The sequence below is a fragment of the Rhodococcus sp. 3258 genome (genome assembly GCF_031456475.1).
GTDB classification, from domain to species: Bacteria; Actinomycetota; Actinomycetes; order Mycobacteriales; family Mycobacteriaceae; genus Rhodococcoides; species Rhodococcoides fascians.
Genome location: NZ_JAVDUT010000006.1, coordinates 197,048 through 214,626 on the forward strand (window position 1 = coordinate 197,048; position 17,579 = coordinate 214,626).

The 17,579-nt window shown below is 65.8% G+C and carries 6 protein-coding genes; 4 read left to right on the forward strand and 2 right to left on the reverse strand.

Features of this window, described 5'->3' with window-relative positions; genetic code table 11:
- Positions 1-6: 6 nt before the first annotated feature.
- Positions 7-3,513 (reverse strand): DNA-directed RNA polymerase subunit beta, encoded by a 3,507-nt coding sequence (rpoB, locus tag J2X62_RS19565; protein WP_032365281.1) that lies wholly within the window; start codon positions 3,511-3,513, stop codon positions 7-9.
- A 901-nt stretch (positions 3,514-4,414) separates the two neighbouring features.
- Here rpoB and J2X62_RS19570 point away from each other — a divergent pair.
- Genes J2X62_RS19570 through J2X62_RS19585 form a run of 4 tightly spaced genes read left to right on the forward strand, consistent with a single transcriptional unit; the run spans position 4,415 to position 15,024 of the window.
- Positions 4,415-10,855, forward strand: a complete 6,441-nt coding sequence (locus tag J2X62_RS19570; RefSeq protein WP_310182693.1) for an SDR family NAD(P)-dependent oxidoreductase — start codon at positions 4,415-4,417, stop codon at positions 10,853-10,855.
- Complete coding sequence (locus J2X62_RS19575) at positions 10,852-12,228, forward strand: aminotransferase class I/II-fold pyridoxal phosphate-dependent enzyme (protein WP_032365279.1); 1,377 nt, start codon at positions 10,852-10,854, stop codon at positions 12,226-12,228. The genes J2X62_RS19570 and J2X62_RS19575 overlap by 4 nt, the downstream gene beginning before the upstream one ends.
- Positions 12,225-14,381, forward strand: coding sequence for an MMPL family transporter (locus tag J2X62_RS19580; RefSeq protein ID WP_080735505.1), 2,157 nt, complete (start codon positions 12,225-12,227; stop codon positions 14,379-14,381). Before J2X62_RS19575 ends, J2X62_RS19580 begins: the two co-directional genes overlap by 4 nt.
- Positions 14,371-15,024, forward strand: a complete 654-nt coding sequence (locus J2X62_RS19585) for an N-acetyltransferase (protein WP_230591916.1) — start codon at positions 14,371-14,373, stop codon at positions 15,022-15,024. The genes J2X62_RS19580 and J2X62_RS19585 overlap by 11 nt, the downstream gene beginning before the upstream one ends.
- Here the strand turns inward: J2X62_RS19585 and J2X62_RS19590 are convergent.
- Positions 14,981-17,551: an aminotransferase class III-fold pyridoxal phosphate-dependent enzyme gene (locus tag J2X62_RS19590; RefSeq protein WP_032365450.1), complete on the reverse strand. Its 2,571-nt coding sequence runs from the start codon at positions 17,549-17,551 to the stop codon at positions 14,981-14,983. The two genes, J2X62_RS19585 and J2X62_RS19590, sit on opposite strands and share 44 nt — an antisense overlap.
- Positions 17,552-17,579 lie beyond the last annotated feature (28 nt).

The window sequence follows — 17,579 nt, forward strand, 5'->3', positions numbered from 1 at the left end:
CTGCGTTCACTGCGCTAGGTCGTCGACCGTGGCAGCTTCGTTGCGGGAGAGGTTGATTCCCAGGTTGGCTGCGGCACGCTCGAGGTCTTCGTCGTCACCGTCGGCCATCGTGATGGCAGCGCCGTCCGAGGACAGCACCTCCACGTTGAGGCACAGCGACTGGAGCTCCTTGAGGAGCACCTTGAAGGACTCGGGGATACCGGGCTCGGGAATGTTCTCGCCCTTGACGATCGCCTCGTACACCTTCACGCGGCCGACAACGTCGTCCGACTTGATGGTGAGAAGCTCCTGCAGCGTGTACGCGGCACCGTAGGCCTGCATGGCCCAGCACTCCATCTCACCGAAGCGCTGTCCACCGAACTGAGCCTTACCACCGAGGGGCTGCTGCGTGATCATCGAGTACGGCCCGGTCGAACGAGCGTGGATCTTGTCGTCGACCAAGTGGTGCAGCTTGATGATGTACATGTAGCCCACCGACACCGGGTACGGGAACGGCTCGCCGGAGCGGCCGTCGAACAACGTGGCCTTTCCGTCGGATCCGACCATCTGCTCGCCGTCGCGGTTGGGGATCGTGCTCTCCAGCAGGCCGGCGAGCTGATTCTCCTTGGCACCGTCGAACACCGGGGTGGCGATGTTGCTGTCGGCCGGAGCCGCCAGCATCTCCTCGGGCAGGCGTTCGGCCCAATCGGGCTTGCTGCCGTCCGCGGCGATCTGCACGTTCCAACCGGTCTTGCCGATCCAACCCAGGTGGGTTTCGAGGACCTGACCGATGTTCATACGACGCGGAACACCGTGGGTGTTGAGGATGATGTCGATCGGGGTGCCGTCGGGCAGGAACGGCATGTCCTCCTGCGGGAGGATCTTGCCGATGACGCCCTTGTTGCCGTGACGGCCGGCGAGCTTGTCGCCGTCCTGGATCTTGCGCTTCTGAGCCACGTAGACGCGGACCAGCTCGTTGACGCCGGGAGGCAGATCGTCGTCGTCGTCGCGCGAGAAGACGCGGATGCCGATGACCTTTCCGTTCTCGCCGTGCGGAACCTTGAGCGAGGTGTCGCGAACTTCGCGAGCCTTCTCACCGAAGATGGCGCGCAGCAGGCGCTCTTCGGGGGTCAGCTCGGTCTCGCCCTTCGGCGTGACCTTTCCGACCAGCACGTCGCCGTCACGAACCTCGGCACCGATACGGATGATGCCGCGCTCGTCGAGGTCTGCGAGGACCTCGTCGGAGACGTTCGGGATGTCGCGAGTGATCTCTTCGGCACCGAGCTTGGTGTCGCGAGCATCGATCTCGTGCTCCTCGATGTGGATCGAGGTGAGAACGTCCTCTTCCACGAGGCGCTGCGACAGAATGATCGCGTCCTCGTAGTTGTGGCCCTCCCACGGCATGATCGCCAGCAGCAGGTTCTTGCCGAGAGCCATCTCACCGTTCTCGGTGCAGGGGCCGTCGGCGAGGACCTGGCCGGACTCGACGCGCTGTCCCTCGTCCACGATCGGACGCTGGTTGGCGCAGGTGCCCTGGTTGGAACGCGCGAACTTGCGCATCCGGTAGGTCTTGCGCGATCCGTCGTCGGCCATGACCGTGACGTAGTCGGCGGAGACCTCTTCGACGACACCGGTCTTCTCGGTGATGACGACGTCACCGGCGTCGACAGCGGCACGCAGCTCCATGCCGGTACCGACGATCGGAGCCTCGCTGCGGACCAGCGGGACAGCCTGACGCTGCATGTTCGCGCCCATCAGGGCACGGTTGGCATCGTCGTGCTCGAGGAACGGAATCATCGCGGTCGCGACGGACACCATCTGACGAGGCGAGACGTCCATGTAATCGATGTCGTCGGACGAGACGAACTCGACCTCTCCACCCTTACGACGAACGAGAATCTTGTCCTCGATGAAGTGACCCGAATCGTCGACCGGGGAGTTCGCCTGCGCGAGCGTGTGGCGATCCTCCTCGTCGGCGGTCAGGTAATCGACCTCGTCGGTGACCTTGCCGTCGACGACCTTGCGGTACGGGGTCTCGATGAAGCCGAACGGGTTGACGCGTGCGTACACCGAGAGCGAACCGATCAGGCCGATGTTCGGGCCTTCCGGGGTCTCGATGGGGCACATGCGGCCGTAGTGCGAGGGGTGCACGTCGCGGACCTCGAGGCCGGCGCGCTCACGAGAGAGACCGCCGGGTCCCAGTGCCGACAGGCGACGCTTGTGCGTCAGACCCGACAGCGGGTTGTTCTGGTCCATGAACTGCGAGAGCTGGGAGGTTCCGAAGAACTCCTTGATCGCAGCGACGACGGGACGGATGTTGATCAGGGTCTGCGGCGTGATCGCCTCGACGTCCTGAGTCGTCATACGCTCGCGCACGACGCGCTCCATGCGGGACAGACCCACGCGGATCTGGTTCTGGATGAGCTCGCCAACGGTGCGCAGACGACGGTTGCCGAAGTGGTCGATGTCGTCGACCTCGACCGGAACCTCGACGCCGTCGGGTGCGGTCATCGAGGTCTCACCTGCGTGCAGACGCACGAGGTACTCGATGGTCGCGACGATGTCTTCCTCGGTGAGGGTCGACGCCACGATGGGCTGACCCGAGTTGAGGCCGAGCTTCTTGTTGATCTTGTAGCGACCCACGCGAGCGAGGTCGTAGCGCTTGTCCTTGAAGAACAGGTTCTCCAGCAGGGTCTGCGCCGACTCCTTGGTCGGCGGCTCGCCCGGACGCAGCTTGCGGTAGATGTCGAGAAGAGCCTCGTCGGTACCGGCGGTGTTGTCCTTCTCCAGCGTGGCCATGAGGATCTCGGAGAAGCCGAAGCGCTCCGTGATCTGCTCGGTGGACCAGCCGAGAGCCTTCAGCAGCACCGTGACGGGCTGACGACGCTTGCGGTCGATACGGACACCGACGGTGTCGCGCTTGTCGACGTCGAACTCGAGCCAAGCACCGCGGCCGGGGATGACCTTGACGCTGTGCAGGTCCTTCTCGGTGGTCTTGTCGATCGAGTGATCGAAGTAGACGCCCGGAGAACGCACCAGCTGCGAGACGACGACGCGCTCGGTGCCGTTGATGATGAAGGTGCCCTTGTCGGTCATCATCGGGAAATCACCCATGAAGACCGTCTGGCTCTTGATCTCGCCGGTGTTGTTGTTGATGAACTCGGCGGTGACGAACAGCGGAGCCGCGTACGTCATGTCCTTGTCCTTGCACTCATCGGTCGAGGCCTTGACCTCGTCGAATCGTGGGTCGGAGAAGGAGAGCGACATCGAGCCCGAGAAGTCCTCGATCGGAGAGAGCTCGGTCAGGATGTCCTCGAGTCCGCCGGAGACACCACTGTCTCCACGGGCGGCGGCACGGTCGCGCCAACTCTGCGCACCTACCAGCCACTCGAACGAGTCCGTCTGTACATCGAGGAGACCGGGTACCTCCAACGGCTCGCGAATGTTCGCGAACGAAACCCTCCTCGGGGCTCCCGGTGTTCCGACAACTGCCTTGGTCTGGCTAGAGACTGCCAAGATGCGTCCTTCCAGCACCTCACGCGGGTCGCGCCGTTCTGTCAACCGAAACGACATGGCGACCGCCGCTGTATCTGTTTGCTATATGTGGGGCGAATTTCGGCTGGTCGCAACCAGACCGAATCCCCATCACAGCGGCCCGAAAACGTGCTTTCGGGTAACAGCGATCGAGAGGTGGACAGGAGGCAGCCAGCGCAACGTCCAAAGGTACCCCAAATGTGCGCGCAGCGCAACGGGGGCATCAAAAGTAACACCCGAGGTCCGTTCTCGCACCGAGTCGAGGAAAGCGTGTCGCCACGCCGCCTCGAACAGGTGTGCGCCCGATACCGCAAGGGGGTGCTCCTGACGACAAGAGTGAACCTTGCGCCTCCCTTCGTCAAGAGGTCCGCGAGAAACCGACGCATCGACCCGGCCCGAGGCGACCGATGTGACGACTGGCACAAACGCGATTCTGTCGGCCCTCCCAGACCGACACGGAAGCGGATCAGCCCTGCCGTTCACTCCAGCTGTTCGCTTCAGCCGTTCATCCCGCCGATCGCGGCGACCCGGACGAATCGCTACCGAGGGATCTGCCGATCGACATTCGTTGGATCGGGGCTCCGGTGACTACGGCCTGAGCCGGGTTGCGGACCGCGATTCCCGCGTGAGCTGTCAGATCCTTCGCGACAATCACGAAAGATATTGGTGGAACACGCATTTCATTTGCAACGACAACGGTCGAGCCGTGATCGACCATGCAGACCGACCCGATCGACGCAACCCCTCGGTTGCTATAGAAATCCGGCCCGCGGTCTGATTGTATTCACTTTGTCGCAACGGGGGTCGTCGACGAGGGGGTTCGATTGGTCGACGCGCGTCTTTTCTTTTGCGCAACAAACGCATTCGCACAACACAACTCTTTGTCTCTCGGGGGGACAGCATGGTCGCGGTGGCAGTGGTCGGAATCGGATGCAGATTCCCAGGCGGGGTACACGATGGCCCCAGCTTCTGGAAGTTCATGCTCGACAAGGGCGACGGCATCGTCGACATACCCGCGGATCGGTGGAACGCCGATCGCTTCTACGACCCCAATCCCGACGCGCCGGGACGCGCCTACACCCGACGCGGCGGATTCCTGACCCAGTCGCTGTGGGACTTCGACCCCGAATTCTTCGGAATGTCGCCTCGCGAGGCCTCGGTGACCGACCCTCAGCAACGTCTCCTACTCGAAGTCGCCTGGGAAGCGCTCGACGACGCCGGGCACGCAGGCCGGGTCAGCGGGCAACTGATCGGAGTGTTCGTCGGCGGATTCACCAACGATTCGGCCGGGCTGCGCGCATCCAGTTCCGCACGTGCCCAAATCAATTCGCACAGCGCCACCAGTTCCTCGCATACGTTGCTCTCCAACCGCATCTCGTTCGCGCTCGATCTCGTCGGACCGTCCATGACGATCGACACCGCATGCTCGTCGTCCCTCGTCGCCGTTCACCAGGCCGTCCGCGCACTCGAGCGCGGCGAATGCACCATGGCCCTGGTCGGCGGAGCCAATGCGATGTTCCGCCCCGAGACGTTCGTCTCGATGTGCAAGGGCAGGTTTCTCTCGTTCGACGGCCGATCGAAGTCCTTCGACGCCGCCGCCGACGGATACGGCCGCGGCGAAGGCGCGGGCATGGTGCTGCTCCGCCCCCTGGCGGATGCGATCGCGGACGGGGACCGGATCTATTCGGTGATTCGAGGTTCCGGCGTGAACCAGGACGGGCGCACCATCGCCATTCCCGTCCCCAATCCCGTCTCGCAACACGCACTCGCCACCCGAGTGTGCGCGGAAGCAGGAATCGAACCCGGACGGGTCGGCTACGTCGAAGCGCACGGCACGGGAACCGCAGTAGGAGACCCACTCGAACTCGAGGCGCTCGGCGGAGCCTACGGCGTGGTCGGCGGACGCGAGAGCCCGCTGGTGGTCGGTTCCATCAAAGCCGCGATCGGGCATACGGAAGCGGCCGCGGGCATCGCCGGCCTCATCAAATCGGCATTGACGCTGCACCATCGGACCATCGTGCCGCAGGCGTGGCTGCACACGCTCAATCCGGCAATCCCGTTCGACGAGCTGAACATTCGCATTCCGGTGGCCGTGGAACCCTTCGCCGATGCAGACCCGTACGTGGCCATCAACGGCTTCGGATACGGCGGTACCAACGCGCACGTCGTGATGTCTGCGGCACCGGCCCAGCCCGACGCGCCGGCCACCGGACCTGCGAACGACACCGTCGAACTTCGGCTGTTCCCCGTCTCCGGACGGACCGACACGGCCGCACGTGCGTCCGCCGCGGCATTCGGAACCACGGTGCAGGATCTGATCGATTCCGGCCGCGCGGACGAACTACCTGCGCTCACCTCGGCCGCGTGGTCGCGTCGAGCCCACCACCCTGTCCGGGCCGCACTCCCCTACACCGATGCAGACGACTTGCTCGGCGCCCTGGTCTCGTTCGCGGGCGGCAGTGGGTCGACCGCCCACACCGTCGTCGGCCACAGCGCGGCGCCGGTGTTCGTCTTCAGCGGCATGGGCCCGCAGTGGTGGGCCATGGCCCGCGAACTGCTGCTCGCGGACGGCGAATTCGCCCGTGTCGCACGGCTCGTCGATGCTGCGTTCGTCGACATCGCCGGTTGGTCGATCATCGAGGAACTGACCCGGGACGAGGACGTATCCCGGGTCACCGATACCTCGATCGCGCAACCGGCGAACTTCCTCGTCCAGGTCGCTCTCGTCGCCGAGCTCGGTTCCCTCGGGATAGCACCGACCACGGTCGTCGGACACAGCGTCGGCGAGGTCAGCGCCGCCTACATCAGCGGAGCACTGAGCCTGCACGACGCCCTGCTCGTCAGCTACCACCGCGCCCGATTGCAGGCCACCACCGCAGGCTCCGGCGGCATGCTGGCCGTCGGATTGTCCGAGAACGATGCCATGGCCCGGATCCAGGAGCACGGCGTGTCCGCGGAGATCTCGGTGGCCGCGATCAACAGCCCGACCGCGGTCACGTTGGCAGGCGACACGGCAACCTTGGCAGCATTCGCCGAGACACTCACCGGCAGCGGCGTTTTTGCCAAGATGCTGCACGTCGAGGTGCCGTACCACAGCCACCTCATGGATCCCATTCTGGCGCAGATCGATTCGGCCCTGCACACCATAGATGCACAGGTCCCTGGTCTCGCGCTGTACTCGACGGTCACGGCAGAGGGAGTCACCGGCGCAGAATGGAACTCGAGCTACTGGTGCGACAACGTTCGACGCCCAGTGCGTTTCGCCGACACGATGGCCGCTCTCATCGCCGACGGCCACCGCGTCTTCCTCGAAGTCGGCCCCCATCCGGTGCTCTCGGGCAACATCAGGGAAATCCTGATCCGAGCCGGCGAGACCGGAACATCGATCGGAACGTTGGTCCGTGGGGCGGACGACCGATCGAGCCTGACGTCCGCAATCCAGGGTCTCTACGCGAGCGGTTCCTTCGACGGACCGGCAGCCGTATCGCCGCACACAGAGCTGCCCGCATACCCGTGGCAACGCACACGCTGCTGGTCCGAGCCCGAATCCTCGATTCTCGACAGGTTCGGTGCCCCCGACACCTACCCCCTGCTCGGCGAACGTTCCGACGAGGCCGGTTCCCACTGGAGCGTCGAACTGGCCGTTGCCCAACTGCCGTGGCTGCACGACCACGTCGTCGACGGTCTCGTGCTGCTACCCGGTACCGCATACCTCGACGCCGCACTGAGCGCCGCGGCCGCGCGGACCGGACATCCAGAGGTCGCAGCCGAGAACGTGGAGTTCGTCGCCCCGTTGGTGATCGACGCCGACGACGTTCCCGTTCTGCAGATCTCGGTGGAGGACTCGACGAGAAGATTCGTGCTGCGCTCGCGGCCGGCGGCCGACACCCAATGGACCGTCAACGCCACGGGCCGCCTCGTGGAGGGGCGATTCGACGCCCCGTTCGTCGCCGCTGAGATCTCCGATGCCGCCGTCGAGATCACCGGAGACGCGCTGTATCCGCTGCTCGCCGCGGCCGGGTTGCACTACGGACCGGCCTTCCAGGGCATCGTCTCCGCCCGAATTGACACCGACACAGTCGTCGCCGTCATCGACGCCGGCCGTCACTCCGGCTCCCGTCACCTGGTGCATCCCGCGGTACTGGACACCGCGCTGCAATGCGTCGCTGCGCTGGCTGGAACTGCTGCACTGGCCGGCACAGCTGCACTGGCTGGAACAGCGCTGGGTTCGGCGGCTGCCGCCGGGGACCGCAGCGGCGCAGTGGTTCCGGCCACCATCGCGTCCGTCCGCAGGTACGGACCGATTCCCGACCATGCCGTCGTCGTGGTGCGGCGCACGGGAACCGACCCGATGCGAGCCGACATCACCGTGACCGACGACGAGGGCCGGGCCGCGGTCGCGTTGGGCGGCGTCGAGTTCAAACCGATTGCGCCGCCGCAGTCGCGGCACACCGAACTGGACCGGTTGTTCTACGAACCGGTGTGGGAATTGCGGGACAACCGCGATGCTCCGATGCCCGCAGCAGACACCGATCACGACTTCGCTCTGGTCGTCGTGCTGGGCGACGCCGCAGCCGACAGCCGAGCACACACGCGCGCCGAGGCCATCGCCCGCGCCCGCCGAACATCGGTGGTGTTGGCGCAGAACACCTTCGACGCCACCGACCTGACCAGAATCCTGCGTACCGGCCTCGAGGCCGACGGTGTCGACCGCGCCACCGTCGTCGCCGTCGCCGGCGAGTTCGCAGACCCGGCGTCGGCCGTGCACGCCCTGACCACCATCGCACGCACCGTGCAGAACGCGCTGTACGGCGACTCGATCGGGCCGGCCTCCGAGCCGGGGTCCGTCACCGCGGTGATCGTGACCGAGAAGGCCTTCTGCATGCCGGGCGATCCCGCCGGCGCGCACCTGACCCACTCCGGCCTCGTCGGTGCCCGACGGTCACTGCGCAACGAACAATCCCCTGCGGCGTGGCGTCTGGTGGACACCGAAGCCGACACCGACCTCGAGCAGGTGGTGACCGAGACGATCGCGTTCGGGCCCTATGCAGGCGACGATGCCGACGAGGTGGCTCTGCGCCAGGGTTCTCGATGGGCGGTGAGACTGCGCAGCAATTTGCGTGACCACCTGGCGCTACGCGATACACCCGCCCCGCTACTGGACCGGGAGGCATCCTTCGTGATCGAGGCTCCGGCATCGAAGATGTTGTCCGATATCGCTTTTCGCGCGACAGCGCGCATGGAGCCCGGCCCCGGCCAGATCGAGGTTCAGGTCCGCGCAATCGACATCAACTACAAGGATCCGCTCAAGGTCATGGGAGTGCTGACCGAGCGCGAACTCGCGGGTACCTACTTCGGCACGACACTCGGGCTCGGCGGACTCGGTGTCGTGACTCGCGTCGGACCGAATGTGGACGGCATCGCACCGGGCGATCACATCGGTTTGTGCTCACGAAACATCATGGCGCGCTTCGTCACCCTCGACGCCGACGAAGGGGGCTCGGCGAAGGTACCGTCCGACTGGGAGTTCGGGTGGTGCTCGTCGATCCTGCCGCTGATGTGCGCGCGATTCGGCCTACTCGATCTCGCCCGAGTTCGACCCGGCGAGACCGTCCTGATCCACGGTGCCGCGGGCGGACTGGGATTGGCCGCAATCCAGGTCGCCCGCGGGCTCGGAGCAGTGGTGATCGCGACCGCAGGAACCGAGGAGCGGCGGGCAGTCGCAACCGAGGCCGGTGCTCACCACGTGCTCGCGTCCAGATCACTGAACTTCGCCGACGACATTCGTGTGCTAACCGACGGACGAGGCGTCGACGTCGTCTACAACTCCTCGCCGGGTGAGATCATGGCCCAGAACCTGCATGTGGCAGCGGAATTCGGCCGCATCGTCGAGCTGGGGAAAGCCGACATCTACTTCGGCGGCGTGCTGGACCTCGCCCCGTTCGATCGCAATCTCACCTTCTTCGCCGTCGACATGGACCGAATGTTCGAGTTCAAGCCGGCTCTGGCGCGGCAGGTCACCGAGGCCGTCATCGCGGGGTTGGTGGACCGCACGTACACACCGCTGCCGTACACGACGTACCCGCTCGCTCGCGTCGCCGACGCGTTCGACGCTGTCGTGCGCTCCACTCACACCGGCCGCGTCGTACTGTCCTTCGACGACGACATGCCCTCGGTCCGCCCCGAGGTCCCGACCGTACGCATCGATCCCACGGCCGCCTACATCGTCACCGGCGGATTCGGCGCGTTCGGAATGGCGATCGCGCGCTGGCTCGTCGCAGAGGGCGCACGACACCTCGTACTCGTCGGGCGCAGCGGAGCAACCACCGAGACCGCCATCGCGGGAGTCGCCGCATTCGAGGCAGCCGGAGTACGAGTGGTCGCCGAACGCGTGGACATCTCGCACTACGACGCAGTGGCCGAACTGATCGGACGCACCGTCGCCGACGCCCCGCTCGGCGGGGTGTTCCACACCGCAGGGGTGGTGGACAACCTGCCGGTCGCAAACATCACCGAACAGTCCGTTCGAGAAGTGTTCGCGCCCAAAGTAACCGGCGCACTGAATCTCGATCGCGCACTCGACGTCGCCGGAATCGATCCTGCGATCTTCGTCCTGTTCTCCTCGATGAGCAGCCTCAGCGGTGGCACCCCGCAGGTGTCCTATTCCGCCGCCAACTCGGTACTCGATGCACTCGCCTGGTCCCGGCGTGCCCGCGGTAAGTCGGCATTGACGGTCAGTTGGGGCGCGATGAGCGGAGGGGGCATGGCCGAAACTGCGGAGGAGGTGGTGCGATACCTCGACATGCTCGGCTTCCGCAATGTCGACATGGACGCAGCAGCCCGCTATCTGGGCGAATGCCTGACGCTGGACCTTCCGCACGTGGCCGTCGTCGGAATCGACTGGGAACAATGGGGTATCGCCAACCCCGCGTCCGCGCACATCCCACGCTTCGCAGCGCACATCGCCGCAGCGAGTACCGGCGGGTCGGGCGTCACCGCACTGCACGCCGAAATACTTGCGCTGCCCGAGGACCAACGCGCGGACGTGTTGACGTTCGTTCTGGCCGAGCAGCTCGCAGCCGTCATGGGCATCGATCCGGATGCAGTCGACACCTCGACACCGTTACCGGAACTGGGCCTCGACTCACTGATGGCGGTCGAATTCGCCGCTCGGGTCGGCAAATCCGTGGGTCTCGAAATGTCGGTGCTCGAGTTCGGGCGTGGTCAAGGCCTTGCCGCGATCGGAGCGAAACTCGCTGCGAGCATCACCAGGAATGCCGCCGCGGGTAACGCCGCATCCACCGTGCCCCCGTCCGCCCCTCTGGAAGCGGTCGCACCATGAGCGTCGATTCACGAGAGATCGCTCGCAGGCTGCTCGCCCGCGGCGGGTACTCCACGGTGAACGTGGACACCGGCCCCGAGTCGATCGGCCGTGGACCCACAGCCGCCGCACCTGCCGCCGCCGGGCACGGTAAGGGGCAGCGAAGCGGGTCTCTGGCCGACCATCCCGACGTCGCGGCGACCACCGCGCAATTCGACGGAGTCGATCGAATGTTCGCGGAACTCGGTGTGCCCAACCCGCTCTACCTGCCGCACGACGGCACGGCCGGCGCGACCATCCGACAGCTCGACCGCGACATGATCAACTTCGGCAGCTTCAACTACCTGGGCCTGAGCTCGGACCGGCGCGTCATGGACGCAGCCAAGGACGCGATCGATCGTTACGGAACCTCGGTGTCCGGCAGCCGCATCGTGAGCGGCCAGATTCCGCTCTACGAGGAGTTCGAGTCGGCGCTCGCCCGCATCTACGACGTCGACGACACGGTGATCACCGCAAGCGGGTACCTCACCAACGCCGCCGCGGTCGGCTACCTGCTGGGCAAAGGTGACCTGGCAGTGTGCGACACCCTGGTCCACAGCAGCATCGTCTCGGGGACCGAATGGGCAGGGTGTCGACGAGTGTTGTTCCGTCACAACGACCCCGATGCACTCGAGGCGATACTGAAGATGTCGCGCGGTAGTTTCGCACGCGCGATGGTGATCCTCGAAAGCCACTACAGCATGGACGGCGACGTCGCCGTACTCCCCGAGTTGATCGCCGTGGCCCGGCGTTACGACTGCGCCGTGATGGTCGACGAAGCACACGCGTTCGGCGTACTGGGTCAGCGCGGCCTCGGCATCCGCGAACTCTACGACCTGCCCGGCGACGCCGTCGACCTGTGGATGGGAACCATGTCCAAGGCCCTCGGCAGCGTCGGCGGGTTCCTGGCCGGCTCCCGCGAGCTGATCCGCGGATTCAAGTACTCCGCACCGGGATTGAGCATGTTCACCGCCGGACCCGCGCCGTCCGCAGTGGCAGCGGCGAACATGGCGCTGAACGTGCTCACCGCCGAACCGGACCGTGTCGAACGCCTGCGCGAGAACGGCCGCTATGCGTTCACCCGCGCACGCTCTCACGGGTTCGACACCGGGACCGCCGAGGGCACGTCCATTCTGCCGATCGTCATCGGCGACACCCAAGGAACCGTACTGGCCTGCGTCGCACTGTTGCACCAGGGCATCAACGTCAACGCCATCACCTATCCCTCGGTACCGGTGGGCCAGGAACGGCTTCGGTTCTTCCTCTCGAGCGAACACACGCACGCACAGATCGACGCCGCGTTGACCGCACTGGCGTCCTTCGTCGACGGCGTCGGCGCCCCGGGTGCGTCGTGACCACCGGCACCGGACCGGTCGACTTCGTCGTCGAACGTGCGCGGTGGGTACTGGTCACCGTGGTCGCGCTCGTGTTGGCCGCGGGTGCGTGGGGCATCGGTGTCGTCGACGAACTGAGCCTGGGCGGGTACACCGACCCGGCCAGTGAATCGGCCGAAGTGGACGCGTTGGTCGAATCGCGTTTCGGCCGAAAGGTTCCCGACGTCGCGGTGGTCTACACCCCGACGGACGGACGCTCGATCGACGACATCGGCAACACCGTTCTCGGTCGCCTCGACGACATCGACGACGGACTGCTCGCCCGCGCTCCCATCACCTACTGGACCGTGCCGGACGCGTTCGCGTCGGGTCTGCGATCGTTCGACGGCCGGTCCGCACTCGCGGTCCTGACGCTGACCGGCGACGAGGACCGACGCGTCAAGACCTACCGGGACCTTCGCGCGGAGTTGACGATCGACGGCGCGACCGTGCAGTTCGGCGGCTTCTCGGCCATCGCCGACGCCTACAACGAGCAGGCGCGAGCGGATCTGGTGCGGGCCGAGACAATCACGTTCCCGATTCTGCTCGTCCTGCTGCTTTTGATATTCGGCGGACTCGTCGCTGCCGCAACGCCGTTGGTCATCGGCGGCATGAGCGTCGTGGCATCGCTCGCCGTACTGCGTGCACTGAACGAGGTCACCGAAGTATCGGTGTTCGCCACCAATATCGCCTCGCTCGTCGGACTCGGGATGGCCGTCGACTACAGCCTGTTCGTCATCACGCGTTTCCGCGAGGAACTACGCGACGGCCGAGACCCGGCAGATGCGGTGCGCCGCACGATGTTCACCGCAGGCCGCACCGTGGCGTTCTCGGCCCTGTTGCTCGTCTGTGGGTTCGTGGGCATGCTGATCTTCCCGCAGTCGATGATTCGATCTCTCGGCTTCGGCGGCATGGCCGCGGTGGCCGTTGCTGCCGTCATCTCACTGACCGCACTGCCCGCAGCGCTCGCGATCCTCGGACACCGTATCGACTCGTGGAGTTGGCGCAGAGGCGCTATCGACCGAGGCGACGCACGCGCCCAACGGTTCTGGGGCACGGTCGCAGACCGCGTCATGCGCAGGCCGGTGCTCGTCGTCGTAGCCATTTTCGCGATACTTGCACTGCTCAGTGCGCCGATTCTCGGTGCCCGGTTGGGCGATCTCGACCACACGGGCCTCCCTTCCGACGCGTCCGCGAAAATCGCCACCGAGAAGCTGTTCACCGAATTCCCGCTCGCGAACACCGGTGTCACCGTCCTCGTCGAATCCGACACCGACTCCCCACCGAGTCCCGCAGCGGTCGACGAAGTGACCAGAGCGGTCGACGCGTCACTCGGTGTCGTTGCAGCAGTCCCCGGCGGAACCGTGGACAACCTGACCGTCGTCGACGCCATCATGAGCTCACCCGATCGCACGTCAGGTGCCCTGGAGACACTGGACTCCATCCGGTCGATCCCGGCCCCGACCGGGACGACACTGCGCGTGGGCGGCGGCACCGCGCAGAGCCAGGACGGCATGGACGCCATCTACGCGACGCTTCCGTGGATGCTGACCATCATGGTTCTCGCCACGTTCGTGATGACGACGGTGGCGTTCCGGTCGATCGTGCTCAGCGTCAAGGCAATTGCGATGGCATCGATCAGCCTCGGTGCCACCTTCGGAGTGCTCACCTGGATCTTCGTCGACGGTCACGGTGCCGAGTGGATCGGCGTCACCCCGGGGCCGTTGCAGTCGACGATGAGCATCCTCATCATGGCCGTGGTGTTCGGCCTGTCCACCGACTACGAGATCTTCCTGCTCTCCCGCATCGTCGAAGCACACGATTCAGGAGCCACCACCCGGGACGCCGTCCGCATCGGTGCCGCCCACACCGGACGCGTCGTCACGGCCGCCGCGCTACTGCTCATCACCGTCACCGCATTCTTCTCGCTGTCCGAACTCGCCATGATGCGGCTCGTGGGTATCGGCATCATCGTCGGTCTCGTCATCGACGCCACCATCGTGCGCATGATGCTGGTGCCCGCGCTCGTCGCATCGATGGGCAACGCCAACTGGTGGCTGCGCCCCACCCCAAAGCGACCGCAGGCCACACCACGTCCGCACTCGCCCGCAGAGGAGACCAGCCGTGCCCATTGAGATCCGAACGGCCACCACAGCAGACATCACGGAGATGTCCACGATGATGGCACGCGCCTTCCAGGACGACGACCCGGTCAGTGAATACTTCTTCCCGGACGCGTCCAGCCGCCCGAGCAAACAGCGGCGCATGATGGCCGCACTGATCCGCCACCGCTACATTCCCGCAGGTGGGGCCGACCTCGCCGTCGAGAACGGCCGCATCGTCGGAGTGTCACTGTGGCATCCACACGACGCCCCCGCGACACCGCGGTGGCGGCAGCTGGTGTCCGGTCCACATCTGTTGTGGGCCATGGGTTCCGGCACCCGGGCCGGCATCGAGATGGATCGGCTCCTGACCGAGAACTCCCCCGCCCCCGACGCTGTGCTGTGGGTCTACCTCGGCGTCGAACCGTCCACACACCGATCCGGCGTCGGTGCTGCGCTGTCGGCCCACGTGCAGGCGCGCACCGATCGCGAGGGCCGACCTCTGTACGGAATCTGCAAGGAGGGCAACCTCGGATTCTGGACCGCGATGGGCTTTGTGCCATGGGGAACCGCCCGCATCGGCGCGGCGGGACCGGAGGTCCACCTGCTCTCGAGACCTCCGGCCCGGTCACCTAGTGAGCGTCCTGACGCCACCGGGTGGCCTCGGCGAGCGTGAAGCCGTGAACGTCGGCCAGCGCACCCAACCGTTCGACATTCTCACCGTCCAGAGTGGTGCCGATGCTGCGGAGGTCGAATTCGCCCGACAATGCGATCAGCATCGTCTCGGCCATGCACGCGTACGTCAACCCCGGAGCCAACCCGTACGTCAAACCGAAATCCGAGCCCGACGGCACCCGCACGATTCCTCCGTCGAACACCGTCACGTCCGGCCGTTCACCGCGGACGTCCCGGCCGATGTTCGGTGGCTGCGCCACGTCGCAGACGATGGCACCCTGCATCAGGTCCGTCGGATCGATCAACGACTGCGGAGCCGATGTCGCCGCGATGACGATCAACGAATCACGCACAGCAGCAACAGGATCGGTGAAGAATTCGATGTGTCGCGATCGGATCAGATCGTCGAGATCGCCGTCGACCTCGGCGGCAGCCACCGCCAGGTCACCCGAACCCCCACCGGCACTCGCCACCATCTCCTGCGCCGCAGCCCACAACTTCGGCGCGATCACCGAGTTCTCGCCGCGCCTGCCCACCAACGCGATACTGCCGACCTCACCGGCCAATTGCTTACCGATGGTCCGTCCGATCGCCCCACCCGCACCGAGAATCGTCACCCGCGCGCGAGCGACATCGATACCCCGTTCCTGGCATACACGTCGGACGGCCCGCAGACTCGCGGCCGCGGTGAAGGTGTTGCCCGTCGTGATCGGCCGAGATGTCGCACCGAGACCCAGCCCGTTTCCGGTGATCACCGACGAGTACCCGCCGAGTCCGACCACGGTTGCCCCGCGCGAGATCGCGAGTTCGACGGCTCCGCCCACCACTGCCAGCGCACGCTCGGTCGGCAGCTGCAGCAGCTGCTGGGAGGTGTACGGCAGCCCGATCAGGTCGCCGTGCGCAGTTGCGTCTCCGAATCCGGACACCCGCCCGCTGCCGATGACGAACGAGGCCGGATCGAGCTCGGACGTCGACGCGGCGAATCGCTCCAGCAAGTCCTGTCTCTCGGCATTGTCGAACACCTCGAGCGCAGGATCGAACGCAGCGAAGAAGCCGAGATCGAGAGGATGGGCGATGAAGGCGAAGCGTCGATCGCCCGGCCGTACCGCAATGTCGGGAGTACGGCCCGGACGCAATGCCGTGAGCGCCGCGGGAGTGGCGACAGTCGGACGCCCGAGCAGATGCCCGAACAATCCGTCCATGTCCCCTTCGGCCGCGTAGCCGAGCGCGCGATCGAGGGCCGCGACCAGACGCGAGCATGCCGACGAGGAAACCGTCAACGGTGGTTCGATACGAATCACTTTGTTGCCGAACAGAGTCGGAGCCACGCGAATGCCCTCGACGTTGAGCAGATACGAGCAGATCACCGCGGACAGGTTGTGCTGATCCGCGATCGAACCGAGCAGAGACTGCCGTCCGACGAAGTTCACATCCGCGGTGAGTTCGATTCCCAGCAGTAATCCGCGACCACGTACCTCGGTGACCACCGAGGGATACTTCTCGGCCAGGCCGGCCAGATCGTTCTTCAACTGTCGTCCGAGCGCGGCAGCTCCGGTGACCACCGCGCAGTCGTCTCGGGTCAACTCCTCGAGGACGGCCAGACCGACCCGTGCGGCCAAGGCGTTGCCCGCGAACGTCGACGTGTGGCGAAGAGCGAAACTCTCCCCCACCAACTCCGGGCGGCACAGCACCGCGCCCACCGGCACGATCCCGCCGCCGAGCGCCTTCGCGAGAGTCAGAATGTCGGGAATCACGCCCTCGTGCTCCGCCGCGAACATCCGGCCGGTCCGGCCCAGTCCCGTCTGCACCTCGTCGAGCGCGAGCAACACACCGTGGCGGTTGCAGATCTCCTGGACCTGCCGCAAGTAGCCGTCGGGCGGGCACACCACGCCGCCCTCACCCTGAATCGGCTCGACGAGGAACACCGCATAGTGATCCGGCGCAGCCGCCAGAGCTGCCTCGAGTGCCTCTGCATCGCCGAAAGCGATGTGGTCGAATCCCGATACCGGGGCCCCGAATCCACTCTGGTACTTGATATTTCCCGTCGCCGACAGCGCCCCCAACGTCTTGCCGTGAAAACTGTTCCCGGTCGTCAGCACCCCGAGGCGGCCGGTATGGGCCCGCGCGATCTTCAGCGCCACCTCGGTCGCTTCGGTGCCACTGTTGACGAACGTCGTACGCGTCAATCCCTCGGGTGCGATTCTCCCCAGACGATCGGCCAGTTCACCTGCGGCGGTGAGCACCGAGGGCTGCACGAAGATGGGCTCGCCGCTGCACCGAACATCGTTGATCGCCTGCCAGATCGGCGTCGGCCCGTGCCCGAACGGCAGCGCCCCGTAGGCACCCGCGAAGTCCAGATACCGACGGCCCGCAGAATCGAACAGCACGGTGCCGTCGCCGCGGACGTACTCGCGATCGAGATTCAGTGCAGTCAGCAGTCGGTACAACTCGGGATTGACGCTGCCCGCAAATCCCGAGCGACCCGACCGCTCGGGTACTACAGATACATCGATTGTCGTGTCAGTCATGACCAGCATGCTCCGTTTTCATCGGATC